General features: G+C 69.3%; 5 protein-coding genes. 3 read left to right on the plus strand and 2 right to left on the minus strand.

Annotation, left to right across the window (positions count from 1 at the left end; all coding sequences use genetic code 11):
- Nucleotides 1-230: 230 nt before the first annotated feature.
- A complete protein-coding gene (locus ABH920_RS25010) occupies nt 231-3,479 on the plus strand; it encodes a LamG-like jellyroll fold domain-containing protein (protein ID WP_370351548.1) in 3,249 nt (1,082 codons plus the stop codon).
- A gap of 117 nt (nt 3,480-3,596) precedes the next feature.
- Here the strand turns inward: ABH920_RS25010 and ABH920_RS25015 are convergent, their stop codons facing one another.
- Nucleotides 3,597-7,055, minus strand: coding sequence for a CHAT domain-containing protein (locus ABH920_RS25015; protein ID WP_370351549.1), 3,459 nt, complete (start codon nt 7,053-7,055; stop codon nt 3,597-3,599).
- A gap of 175 nt (nt 7,056-7,230) precedes the next feature.
- Here ABH920_RS25015 and ABH920_RS25020 point away from each other — a divergent pair, with 175 nt between their 5' ends.
- Together ABH920_RS25020 and ABH920_RS25025 are read left to right on the plus strand one after the other, a co-directional pair.
- Nucleotides 7,231-7,713 (plus strand): hypothetical protein, encoded by a 483-nt coding sequence (locus ABH920_RS25020; RefSeq protein ID WP_370351550.1) that lies wholly within the window; start codon nt 7,231-7,233, stop codon nt 7,711-7,713.
- 304 nt (nt 7,714-8,017) lie between these two features.
- Nucleotides 8,018-12,226 (plus strand): beta-galactosidase, encoded by a 4,209-nt coding sequence (locus ABH920_RS25025; RefSeq protein ID WP_370351551.1) that lies wholly within the window; start codon nt 8,018-8,020, stop codon nt 12,224-12,226.
- Between the two features lie 10 nt (nt 12,227-12,236).
- On the opposite strand, the gene ABH920_RS25030 is transcribed toward ABH920_RS25025, so the two are convergent.
- Nucleotides 12,237-13,568 carry a condensation domain-containing protein gene (locus tag ABH920_RS25030; RefSeq protein WP_370351552.1) on the minus strand — a complete coding sequence of 444 codons (1,332 nt, stop codon included), beginning with the start codon at nt 13,566-13,568 and terminating at the stop codon, nt 12,237-12,239.
- Nucleotides 13,569-13,931 lie beyond the last annotated feature (363 nt).

Here is a 13,931-nt window from a genome sequence, read left to right on the forward strand (position 1 = left end):
CGATCGGGCGGCGTGCTGTCGCAACAGCCTGAGTCAAGACATAGTAAAGAGTTCTTGACGGCTTGTGTTCGAAGTTGTTCGCTGGCGTTCTGTACAACGTTGTAATAGCGAACAGATCGCGACAACGTCGCCGCCCGATCGTTTCGGGAAGGAAAAGCCTGATGCCCGTCCATCGCCATCGGCCACCCCGTACGCTGTCCCCTCGAACACTGCGACTCTCGGCCGTGTTCATGGCCCTCGCCATCGTTTTCGGTCTGTGCCTACCGGCGTCTGCGGTAGCGAACGCAGGCACGCCGACGGAGTACCCGGGCCTCGAAGCCCAGTACGGCCTCGCCACCGGCACCCCCGGGGGCAGCGACTGGACCCTGGGGCCGGTGAAGAACACCATCGTTGACCCCAACATCGACTTCTCGAACCTCTTGCCGCGCCTCCAGCAGTTCGCCGGCGCCCCCACGGATGCCGGGATCCAGTGGAGCGGCGTCATCCATGTGCCGACGACCGGCAGCTACACCTTCCAGTGGTACGGGGACAACGGCTTCCGGATGACGATCGACGGCGGCTCCGTCATCGACCATTGGGTCGACGACTGGAACGTCCCGATCACCGCCACCGTGAACCTCACCGCGGGCGAGCACACCTTGCAGGCGCAGTACTTCCAGGACTTCGGCGGCGCCTCCGCGCAGCTGTCCTGGGCTCCGCCCGGCCAGTCGATGGCGCCGGTCCCGGCCTCGGCCTTCACGGTGCCGCCGGGTTACGTCCCGACCCTGACCGACGCCTCGCTCTCGGCCGACGGCACGAAGGTCCGGATGACGTTCAGCAAGCCGCTGGCCGCCTGGCCGTCGGCGGCGACCGGCCATCTGAGCGTCGCAGGGTTCCCCATCTCCTCGGCGGCGCTGGACCCGGCCGATCCCGCGACGCTCGTCGTCACCCTCGGCGGCCCGCTCTACAAGACCTGGACCGACCTCACGGTCGGCTACGACGGCACCGGCGGCGCCGCGTACGCCGACGGCTCGGCCGTGCCGCTGTTCTACAGCGGTCTGGCCAACACCTCGACGGCGGACATGACCACGCCGTGGGCCTCGCAGGTCAACCCGAACAACCCGCTGCCGGACTACCCCCGCCCGCAGATGACGCGCGACCGGTGGCAGTCGCTGAACGGCAAGTGGGGTTTCGAGGGGCTGCCCGAGAGCACCGGCGCGACCGACGTCCAGAAGCCGCCGGCGAGCAACGCGCACCTGACCGGCTCGATCGTCGTGCCGTATCCGATGGAGTCGGAGCTGTCCGGCGTCCAGCAGCACTACGACTACTCCTTCTACCGGCGCACGTTCACCGTTCCCGCCTCGTGGCGCGCCGACGGTCAGCGCGTCGTGCTCAACTTCGGCGCCGTCAACTACCAGACGACGGTCTGGGTGAACAACGTTCAGGTGGCCACGCACACCGGCGGCTACCTGCCCTTCAGCGCCGACATCACCGCGGCGCTCAAGGGCTTCGGGCCGCAGCAGATCACCGTGGGCGTCACCAACACCGACGCGCCCAACCAGCCGCAGGGCAAGCAGCAGCTCGACCCGTCAGGGATCTTCTATACCGCGTCGAGCGGCATCTGGCAGACCGTGTGGCTGGAGCCGACCTCGGCGAAGCGGCTCGACCAGGTCGTGTTCACGCCGAACCTGCCGAACGCGCCGAGCACCGCGGGCGCCTCGGTCACCGTGGACGCCGTCAGCGGCACCTCCGCCGGCGGTCGTGTCCACGTCACCGTCACCGACGGCCGGCGAGTCGTGGCCGAGGGGACTGGGACGGCGAACACGCCGTTCACCATCCCGCTGGCCAACCCGCGGCTGTGGTCGCCGTCCGATCCGTTCCTGTACCGCGCGACGGTGACGCTGACCGACGGCTGGTCGTGGGACCCGGTCGGTTCGTACTTCGGCGAGCGCACCGTGGGCATCGGAAAGGTGAACGGGGTCAGCAAGATCCTGCTGAACGGCACGCCGACCTTCGTCGACGCGACCCTCGACCAGGGGTTCTGGCCGGACGGCATCTACACCGCGCCGACCGACGCCGCCCTGAAGTGGGACGTCACCGAGACCAAGGCGATGGGCTTCAACGCGATCCGCAAGCACATCAAGGTCGAGCCGGCGCGGTGGTACTACGACGCCGACACCACCGGGATGCTCGTGCTCCAGGACATGCCGTCGATGAACTCCGGGTACACCCCGACCCCGGCGGACGACACCGCGTTCCGGTCCCAGCTGCACCAGATGGCCGTGGACCTGCGCGGGGAGACGTCGATCATCTCGTTCGAGCCCTACAACGAGGGCTGGGGCCTGGACCGGAACACCGTGTCCAACGCGGTCGACGAGGTCAAGCTCGCCGCCGCGCAGGTGCACGCCGACGACCCGAGCCGGCTCGTCGACGCCGAGTCGGGCTTCAACTGCTGCGGCAGCGTGAACACCGACACCGGCGCCGGTAACGTGATCGACTGGCACACCTACACCGGCCCGGCCGACCCGCAGCCCGACACCGCGGACAACCGCGCCGCCATCGACGGCGAGCACGGCGGCTGGGGCCTGGCCATCCCGACTCACGACTGGGATCAGGGCTTCATCAACTACGCCGGCGCCGCCGACACCACGCAGCTGACGCAGAAGTTCGTCCAGACGGCCGACGCGGTCCGGGTGGAGGCCCAGTGCCAGCTCTCCGGAAGCGTCTACACCCAGCTGACCGATGTCGAGGGCGAGGTCAACGGCCTGTGGACCTACGACCGCCGCGAACCGAAGATGGACGTGTCCCAGCTCGCAGCCGCCAACGCCAAGGTGATCGCGGCCGGCAGCACCGCCGGCGACTGCGGCCAGAACGTCGTCAGCAAGGCGGGAAGCTGGCCGCTGGCCGACGGCTCCGGCAGCGTCGCCAAGGACACGTCCGGCAACGGCGATGACGCGACGCTGCCGAACGGCGGCACCTGGACCACGTCCGGTCCGAACGGCGGCGGCCTGCAACTGAACGGCACCGACCAGTACGCGCAGACGCAGGGACCGCTGCTCAACAGCGGCGGCAGCTACACCGTCGCGGCGTGGGTCAACCTGGGCAAGAAGGGCGCGTTCGCCACCGCGGTCAGCGAGGACGGCACGGTGAACAGCGTGTTCTTCCTGCAGTACGACGCCGCCGACGACAGGTTCGCGTTCAGCAACGCGAACGCCCGCGCGGTCGCCAACAGCGGTCCAGGCGGCGGCTCGCCGACGACGGGCACGTGGTACCACCTCGTCGGCGTCCGAGATGGGACGGCGAACACCATGTCGATCTACGTCAACGGCACACTCGCCGGCACGACGACCGTCCCACCGGCGGACATGGCAACCGGCGGGCTGGCTATCGGGCGCGCGAAGTTCGGCGCGCAGCAGGTGGACTTCTGGCCGGGGAGCCTGGACGACGTGCAGATCTTCCCGACGGCGCTGACGGCGGGGCAGGTGTCTGCGCTGGGGTGAGGGGGCTGTAGGTGGTCATCGCGGTCGTGACGCGTCGGCCAGGTTGGTCGGCGCGTCACGACCGTTCAGCGGTGAGCGGCGGTCTTGGCGGGCCGTGGCCTCTGCGGCCTTTTCGGCTCACGGGCCGGTGTGGGTGTAGGGCGCCCACAGGCTCGGGCTGGTCGGATGCTTGGCACGCACGGTGCGTACCGCGTGGTGCAGGGCTTCGGCGGCGCGCTTGGTGTTCAGCGTGGTGCCTTCTTCCGCGAGTCGGGTGTAGACATCGACGGCCAGGTCGGCGGCAATGTGGTCGTCGACCGGCCAGAGGCTGCCGATGACGTGGCGGTAGCCGAGGAGGTGGAACGCGCCGGTCAGATGCAGCGCCTCGTCGGCGAGTTGGGGTGCGGTGACGCTGGTGTCGCAGGCGGACAGGTAGGCGAGGTCCGCGCTGAACTCGAGCTGGACCAGGTCGGCCACGGTCAGGGGAGCGGTCTCGTGGTCGGCCAGGAGCAGGTGACTTTGTCGCGGGCGCTTGCGGTCCGCGGCGCCGTGGCACGCGAAGTGCGCAATCCGGTGCTTCGGCAGCGCGTCGAGGGCTTCGGCGCGCGTGGGGTTGGACAGCACGTGTGCATTGGGGAGCAGGGATATGAGAGCGCTGGCTTCGCGCTCGGCTCCCGGTAGCGGGGCTCCGGGGAGGTCGGGAACAGCGATGATCAGGGGCGTGGCGGCGGGTGCATCGGCGGTTTGATCGGTTTCACCGGTCGGTCCGCTGGCAGCATCAGCGGTCGCGGCGGCGCGCAGCGCGAGCAGCGTCGGCGTGTAGGAGGAGACGACGCGGTCAAGCACGGTACGCCGGCCCCCGGGACGGTCGGCGGGGTCGTCGTGGTGGCCCGCAGCGTGCAACGGCAGTTCTGCGGCCACACCGACCGGGCACCACCAGATCCTCGTCTCGTGCTCGCCGCTGCCCGGGGTGGCTCGAACGCCGAGCGCGGTCAGCACCGGCTCGGCGATCGCGTCCCACAGCCACGCCAGCACCTGCATGATCTCCTGCTCGGGGTCAACGCGCTGTTCGGGGCTCAGATCCCGACTGACCGCCCTTTGCCTGGCGTTCCAGAGCACGACGCTCCGTTCGACCACTGCGGCGTGGTTCAGGTCCGGCAGGGGAACGTGCCGGACGATCTCCGCCGCGTCTCCGGTGACGATCAGCGCGTCGCAACGTTCGGGAGTGCAGACCACGAGGACGACCGGGCCCGCCTGAGCACACGCGGCCAGTTCGGTCAGGCCGGGGCGCAGGAAGTCTTCGAAGGTCGGCAGGGCTCGAATTCGGCTGAGTACGTCCTCGATCTCCGCACGGGTCTCATCGCGCTGCTGTGCCACGTGCTGCTTGGCAGCCGCGGACGCCAGCACCTGTATCTCCGTGACCGAGCCGGATTCGGGACCCTGATCGAGGGCGGTCAGTGTCCCGCGCGCCGAATCAAGGCTCTGCGCCAGCTCCGGGTACGCGGCACGCAGTCGGGCCGACTCACCGCCGCGCAGCGCCAGAGCCTCGGCGACCAGCACCCCGCGGGCGCGTTCGAGCAGTTCCACCGCACACCCGGGCCGTCCGGCGGCGAGCGCGATGGCGGCAGCCTGCGCGGGCAACCCGTCGAGACGCGCCATCCGGGATTCCCGGTCCGAGCGGACGAGACTGGCCGGTGCGAGTTGGTCGATCAACTCCACCACGCGCTCGATGGCCTCCAATGCCGCCTCGAACGCGCCCGCAGCGAGGTCCAAGCGGGCTTGCTCGCGTCCGGCCTGGATCCGGACAAGCGTGGAGGCGGAGGCAAGGTTCGCAGCCTCTCGGAAACGAGTGCGCGCCTCCTCAAGGAGATCTGCGTTCGTGTCGCGCTCTGCCGCGAGGGTCTGCAACGCGAGTCCGAGATTGCACAGCCGGGAGGCACGAAAGGGGTCGCTTTCCGGCGTGTTGAGTGCCACCACCCGCAGCGCCGCCACGGCGACCTCTCCGATCTCTGGGCGCTTGTCGAACTTGAAGATGGCCAGTGCCATGGCCGCGCGGTTGCTCAGGATGAGCAGACGACCGGGGTGGTCCGGAGGAACAAGGGCCTCTGCTTGTTCGAAGAAGGAATACGCGGCGGCGAAGCCTTCCCGTAACCCAGTGTGTTCGGCCAACAGCATCGCCGTGTAGCCGAGGTCGTTGAGTCTTCCGGCACGGTCCGGGTGCCCTTCCGGGGTTGCCTCTAGTGCTTTGAGCAGCACGCGGCCTGCCTCGCCCAGCGCGGTCTCCAGACCAGAGCTCTGATATGCCGTCCGCAACACGTTGCCCAGTGTGACCAGCACGGCGCCACGGTTGGCCAGATCCTCGGGCATCGCCTCCACCGCTGCCCGCGCCTGCGCGACCGCCTCCAATATCGAGTCCGAGCGCCCTGTGGCTTCGAACTCGCGTTGCAGCGACGTCACGAGATTCGTAGCCCGAACAACAAGCGCGGGATGGCCCGGAGGCGTCGCCGCGACCGAGTCGTGGCCCGCCTTGACCGCCTCGGTGAGCAGTTCCCGGTCCCCGGTGCGCTCGAAGGCCTCTCGCGACGCGATGCCCAGATTGCTGAGATGGTCGGGCCGCAGCGTGTCGCCGATGGGCGTCGCTTCCACGGCGGCCCGGCCGGCGTACACTGCTTCGGCGAGCACCCCGGTCTGCCCGGTGTACTTGTAGTACAAGCGCGCCGTGGCGCCGAAGTCGCTGAGCATCGAGGCACGGCGAGGATGGTCTGCGGGGATCGCTGCAACGCCGGCTCGGCCCAGGTCCAACGCCTCGGTCAGCAGCTCCACATCTCCCGTGCATTCGGCCAACCGATACAGCGCGGTTGCCAAAGTGCTCAGCGGGATATCGCGTTCCGGGTGGTCCTCGGGTGTGGCCGCCATCGCCGCCCGGCCGGCTTCGACCGCCTCACGCAGCACTGCCGTGTCCCCGGTCCGCTCGAAGAGGTTCCGGAGCACAATCACGAGATTGGTCTGCCACCGCGCCCGATCCGGGTGATCCGCCGGTACGACGGCGACGGCGTTCCGGCTCGCCTCGATTGCCTCGTGCAGTACCGACAACTCTCCGTTACGTCTGAACAGCCGCTGCAGCACGTTCCCGAGATTGGTCAGGCGTGCCGCCCGATCCACAGGATCCTCCGTGGCGATACTTTCAGAGCGTCGGTGCATCGCTAGGGCTTCATCGAGCGCTTCCACTCGGCCGGTGTAGTCATAGCGTGCCATCGACACGTTCCCGAGCAGCGTAAATTGCGACGCATAGCAGAGGTCTCCTGGGAGCGTGCGCGCCAAGGCGTCGCGGCCGAGATGTTCCGCCTCGTCGAGTAGCTGGACCTGGCCGGTGCGATCGAACAGTTGCTTGATGCAGATCCCAGCAAGGGTCTGTACCAGGGCGCGCTGTGCGTAGTCGTGGGGCAACATGGCCAGCGACGTGCGGAAGTACTCCGCCGCTCGTTCGACGAACTCAGTTCGACCGGTGACCCGATACTTCTCCTCCAGCCGGACAGCTTCCTGGGCGAGCGCGATCGGGTCGGTCGGGTCGATCGGCGGGTCCTGATCCGTTGCCATGCATACTCCTGACGGACCCGCGCCGAACGAACCCCGTGGGCACGGGCCGGTAGCTTGTCGCTCCGATGATGCCGCTTGTCAGGTGATCGGGTGGTGATGGCCGTGTATTCGGTCGAGGACGCGGCCGGCGCATCTGGAGCGGGAGGGCCTGACCGAGGCGTTGTTTCCAGCGCTGATGCCCGACCCGCCGGTCGACGACGACCCGGAGCTCGGGCCGGTGCTCGGCCTAGGCGGGCCGCGCCTGCTGACGCGGGACGGCATCGCGATCCTGCCGCCCCAGCGACGGTTCAATCGCGTACGCGCCGGTCAGGTCTACCGCATCTTCGCCGCGGGTCGGTGGGCCAATGCGGTCAACGGGTACGCCCTGGCGCCCAGTGAGTGGCGGCCCGGGATGGCGGTCTGGGGTTACAGCGAGAGCGGTCTGTATCAGGAGGCTGAGTGGGGTTCGGTGGCCGAGTGGCTGATCGAGTTCGTGGCGCCGTTAGGCGGATACACCGCGGGCGTGGCCGATCCAGCACAGCGGGCTCAGCTGATCGATGAGTGGCGTGAAGAGGGGGCAAGTCAGAACTGGCAGAGCTCCCGGATCTCCTCGTTCTCGGCATCCACCCGAACACCGCAAGCTCCGGCCGGACCGGCGAGCGCATCGTCGACGTCCTAGCCGACCCGGCCGCCGGTCTGGCCCGCGCCTACGGCCTCACCCCGGAAAAGCTGCACGCCGTCACCTACCTCAACACCGAAGGCGGCTTCCGCGGCGCCGCACGTCGGGAGTACGCGAAGTTCAGAGCACGATGAGTTGCCATGTGCCCGAATTATCCCTATGAGCGCCCCGAAACATCGGCGTCACGCTCTGGACAGCGGCTCTGCGGCGCACTATACATACCCAACACAAGGGAACGCTCGATCACATAACTCATCAACTTTCTTCACAACCGCGCGACGCGCTTCTTGGGCGGGAATGACGCATGAGACTTCGGGTGAACAGTCCGTCGCGCCTCCGGCGCACCGGCCGCATGCTGGCGGCAGCTGGCACTGTCATGGCTCTGATATTCGGGTCCGTCGGTGGTGTGCACGCCACCCCGACCCAGAACGCTGATCTCGCGCAGACGACGGCAGCAACCACAACGGCGAACACAACGGCGAACACAGTGGCGAACACAACAGCCACCAAAACCCCCGCCGGTACCCCCCACACCGTCACCTACGACGGCTACTCCTTCCTCGTCGACGGCACCCGCACCGCCCTGTGGTCGGGCGAGTTCCACTACTTCCGCCTCCCCAGCCCCAGCCTCTGGCTGGACATCTTCCAGAAGATGAAGGCCGCCGGCTTCAACGCCACCTCCCTGTACTTCGACTGGGGATACCACTCGCCGGCGCCCGGCGTGTACGACTTCACCGGCGTGCGGAACGTCGACGAGCTCCTGGACATGGCGCAGCAGGCCGGGCTGTACGTGATCGCGCGGCCCGCGCCCTATATCAACGCCGAGGTCGACGGCGGCGGCCTGCCGGCGTGGCTGGGCACGAAGAACGTGCACAACCGCACCGACGATCCCGCCTTCCTGTCCTACGCCGACCAGTGGCTCACCCAGATCGACGCGATCCTGGCGCGGCACCAGCTCACCAACGGCACCGGCACGGTCATCGCCTACCAGGTCGAGAACGAGTACTACAACGGTTCGGCGACCGGCCAGGCCTACATGCAGCACCTGGAGGACAAGGCGCGCGCCGACGGCATCACCGTGCCGCTGACCGGCAACAACAACGGCACGTTCAGCAGCGGCACCGGCGCCCTGGACGTCGACGGCCCCGACTCCTACCCGCAGGGCTTCGACTGCTCGAACCCGAGCTCGTGGAACGGCGTCCCCGACCTCAGCTACGACCACCCGGCCGGCAAGCCGCTGTACTCGCCGGAGTTCCAGGGCGGCGCCTTCGACCCCTGGGGCGGGCCGGGGTACGACAAGTGCGCGCAGCTGATCAACGACCAGTTCGCGGACGTCTTCTACAAGAACAACATCGCCAACGGCGCCACCGCGCAGAGCTTCTACATGACCTACGGCGGCACCAACTGGGGCTGGCTCGGCGAGCCCGAGAACTACACCTCCTACGACTACGGCGCGGCGATCCGGGAGACCCGGCAGCTCGACCCGAAGTACTACGAGGACAAGCTGATCGGGTACCTGCTGGCCTCGATGCCGGACCTGACGAAGACCGACCGCGTCGAGACCGCCGCGCCGAGCGACAGCGCCATCGTGGACACCGCGCGGCGCAACCCCGACACCGGCGCCCAGTTCCACGTGCTGCGGCACTCGGACTCGACCTCGACCGCGGTGGACAACACGCACATCGCCATCGACTTCAACGCGCGGCTGGCCGGCCAGTACACCTACGACGACGCCGATCCGGCCCTGCAGTACGCCGGTTCCTGGTCGCACGTCGCCAACCAGAGCTACACCGGCAGCGACTACAAGAACACTGAGTCGTTCTCCAACACCGCCGGCGACACGCTGACGGTTCCGTTCACCGGCACCGCGATCCGGTGGATCGGTTCGAAGACCAACAACCACGGCTACGCCGACGTCTACCTCGACGGCGTCAAGCAGGCCACCGTCGACTGCTCCGGCGGCGCGAGCCAGGCCGTGCTCTACCAGGCCGCCGGCCTGAGCGCGGGATCGCACACGCTGAAGATCGTCGTCGACGGCAGCCACGCCTCCGGCTCGACCGACAACTTCGTCTCCGTTGACGCCATCGACCTGCCGCCGGCGGCGAGCAGCCCGACGTACCCGAGCGTCCCGCAGGAGCCCGGCACCGCGATCACCCTCAACGACCGCGAGTCGGATCTGCTGCTCGCGGACACCAAGCTCGGCGACTCGCGGTTGCAGTACTCGACCTCGCAGCTGATGAGCTCGCAGACGATCGGCGGCCGCGACGTCGCCGTGCTCTACGGAGATCAGGGCACTGACGGCGAGACGGTGCTGCGGTACACCAGCCGGCCGACCGTGCAGAGCAGCGGCGGCGCGGTCAAGGTGACCTGGGACGCCACCACCGGCGACCTGCGGCTCAACTACAAGCACGACGGCCTGACCCGGGTGACCGTCAGCGGCGGCGGCTCGCGGCCGTTGCTGCTCCTGCTCGCCGACAAGCCGACCGCCGAGACCTTCTGGACGCAGAACACCGCCGCCGGGCCGGTCCTGGTGCGCGGCACGCACCTGCTGCGCACCGCCACCAGCCTCGACGGCGGCCGCGTCCTGAGCCTGACCGGCGACAACGGCACCGACCCCGGCATCGAGGTGTTCAGCACGGCCGGATCGGTGGTCTGGAACGGGCATGACGTCCACGCCAAGGCCTCGCCCACCGGCAGCCTCGTCGGCGCGGTGGCCACGGCGGCGCCGATCACCCTGCCCGCGCTTACCGACTGGAAGGTCCAGGCCGAGTCCCCGGAGGCCCAGCCCGGCTTCGACGACTCGACGTGGCAGGTCGCGGACAAGACCACCACCAACAGCGTCACCGGTATCGGCTCGCTGCCGGTCCTGTACGCCGACGACTACGGGTTCCACACCGGCAGCACCTGGTACCGAGGCAGGTTCGGCTACTCCGCGGCGGCGACCGGCGTCCATCTGGTCTCTGATTCGGGAGGTGGCGCGCAGGCCTTCTCGGTCTGGCTCAACGGAACCTTCCTCGGCAGCTCCACCACCGGCAGCGGCGACTTCACCTTCCCGGCCGGGTCGTTGAAGCAGAGTGGGGACAACATCCTCTCGGTGCTCACCGTGAACATGGGCCACGAGGAGGACTACAACTCCAGCAACAACAACACCTCCGCGCGCGGCCTGACCAGCGCCTCGCTCATCGGCTCCGCACTGACGTCGGTGACGTGGCGGCTGCAGGGCGTCCGCGGCGGCGAGCAGGAGATCGACCCCGTGCGCGGTCCGCTGTCGACCGGTGGCCTGTACGGCGAGCGGGCCGGCTGGCAGCTGCCCGGCTTCGACGACGCGTCGTGGAAGCCGGTGAGCCTGCCGGCGAAGAACACCACTCCGGGTGTCGCCTGGTACCGGACGAACGTGAACCTCGATCTGCCGAAGGGCCAGGACACGTCGATCGGCCTCACCATCGCCGACGACCCGTCGCGGCAGTACCGCGCGGAGCTGTACGTCAACGGCTGGATGGTCGGCAACTACGTCAACTACCTCGGGCCGCAGCACAGCTTCCCGATCCCGAACGGGATCCTGAAGACCGACGGGAACAACACGATCGCGGTCGCCGTATGGAACCTGGACGGCAGTACCGGCGGGCTCGGCAAGATCTCGCTCACCGACTACGGCAGCTACGCGTCCGCGCTGAAGGTGGACCCGGTCGACAGCCCGCGCTACAACAAGGCCACGTACGCGATGCCCGCGGCGCCCGGCGTGACCGCGAGCCTCAAGGTCCCCGACACCGCGCAGCCCGCGACCGCCTTCACCGCCACCGAGACCGTCTCGGTCCCGGCCGGACGGTCGCGCGCGACCGGCCTCACCCCGTCGCTGAACCTTCCGTCCGGCTGGACGGCGAGCGTCCCGAGTCCGAGCTCGATCAGTGCCCTGAAACCGGGACAGTCGGCGACGTTCACCTGGACGGTCACGCCGTCGGCCGGCAGCCAGGCGTCAGCCTCCGCGCTCACCGCGACGGTCGGCTACACGCAGCGGGGCAAGGCCGGCACGGCGAAGGACGAACGCATCATCGGCTACTACGTGCCGCCCTCGGCGGGCCGGGACTATGTCAGTGACCTGCCGTTCATCGGCGCCACCAACGGCTGGGGACCGGTCGAGCGCGACATGAGCAACGGCGAGCAGGCGGCGGGGGACGGGCACACCATCACCATCAACGGCGCGACGTTCGCCAAGGGCCTCGGCACCAACGCGGTCAGCGACGTGAAGGTCTACCTCGGCGGCCACTGCACCACCTTCACCGCCTCGGTGGGCGTGGACGACGAGACCGGCGGCGCCGGCACCGTCACCTTCAGCGTGCTGGCCGACGGCGCGACCCGGACCACCACCCCGGTGATCCAGGGACACCAGGCGGCCACGAACCTGTCGGTCGACGTGACCGGCGTGCAGGTTCTCGACCTGGTGGTCGGCGACGGCGGCGACGGCAACGCGCACGACCACGGGGACTGGGGAGGGGCGCAGGTCACGTGCGGATGAGTTAAGACGTTCAGGACGTGGCGCGGACGTCGTCGCCGACCCGCGCCGCGTCCTGGACGACTGACTCCAGCGCGAGCACGAAAGCCTCCACCATCGGCGCGGTCATCGCGTGCGTGTCGACCTCGACGAGGAGTTCGATCGCGTCCGGGGCCTCGTCGACGGTCACCATCAGCCGCTCGTTGAACAGCGGCAGCGGCTCGCCCCAGACCAGGGTGTTTGGCCCCGGCGAGGACTCGACGGCGTCCGGAGTGGGCTCCGAGCCGAGCCGCCGGTCGTTGAGCACGCATCCGATGTCGACGACGACGCCGCGCTCCCGGTCGACGCGCTGCTTCAGCGCCTCCCACGGGCCCGGGTCGTAGTAGGCGTGCTTGGAACCGAGGACCGAGGCGCGGGCCGCGCGCTCGACGGCAACGTCGAAGGGGACTTCGGCGACGTCGAGCTGGAGCAGGCCGTTCTGGCTGACCGGGTGGACCGCGGCGGCCAGGCCGGGGCGGAAACGGTTGCTGACGATGGTCTGGGTGAGCACCGGGTGCACGCCGGTCGTCCGGGCCAGGGCGACGGCGTAGGCGGCGAGCAGCACCGGCGCCGTGCCGCCGCCGGTGCGGGCCGCGACGATGCGCGCCGCCGCGAGCAGCGCGGGGGACCGGAAGGTTAGTTGGCGGAAGCGGGGACCGTCGTCGGGGACGACCGGGCCGAAGCGCTCGGGCTCGGCCGCGCGCAGCAGCCGCTCCCAGTACCGCAGGGCGCTGTCGCTCTGCCGCCGCCCGGCCGGGCCGTCCTGCCAGTCGGCGAGGTCCGTTGGCGCGATCCCCCCAGGCGGTTCCGCCTGCTCGTCGGCGGCCGGATCCCGGGCGCTGAGGTCTTCCATCATCACCGCGACGCCGCCGGCGTCGGCGGCCAGGTGGTTCAGGACCACCACGACGTGCGTCACCGCACCGCCGTGCCGGACCGCGGCCAGCCGCATGGGCCACTCGTTCTCGTAGTCGAACTTCGTGGCCTCCCACCGGTCGGCCAGTTCCTCGGCGGCGCGCGCCGGATCGTCGGCGTCGAGCACGTCGAGCACGACCAGCTCGGCCTGTCCGGATCCTGCGACGACCTGCGCCGGCCGGCCCTGCTCGTCGAATGTCAGTCGGCTGCGCATCGACGGGTAGCGGCTGAGGAAGAAGCGGAGCTCGCCGGCCAGATCCTCGACGGTCTTGGCGCCGTCCAGGGGCACGACGGCGCGCAGGCTCTGCGAGGTGTCGGTGGCCACCATCGCGTCCCAGATCTGCCGCTGTCCCCAGGTCAGACCCCCGGTTCCGGAGCCCGGTCCGGCGAAGGGGACGACGATGCGGTCGGTCACAGGAGCAGCGTTGTGGACGGCCGCGGCGCGCGTCAACTCGGCCCGAGGCGCGGACAACCCCGCGGACTCACCCGGGGCGGGCCAGCGCGGGCACTGATCGCCGACCACCTCCCGTCACCGGGCGGTCACGCCGACGGGGCACTCTGACCTGCGTCAGTGTACTGTGACCGGCGCTTCGCGCACAGACTGCCCAGGTGCATCGAACAGCTGTAGCATCCCGACAACGAGGCGTCGGAGGGGTCCGGCGGGCGGGGAACTCGTTCGGCGTCGGTGCGCGGACGCTCGGGTCGAAACCAGTGGGTGCGGTGTGGGGCTGATCATCGTCGCCTCTCGCCGTCGTCGCCGTTTTCCGGTCCCGGGCCC

Source organism: Catenulispora sp. EB89 (genome assembly GCF_041261445.1).
Taxonomy (GTDB): domain Bacteria; phylum Actinomycetota; class Actinomycetes; order Streptomycetales; family Catenulisporaceae; genus Catenulispora.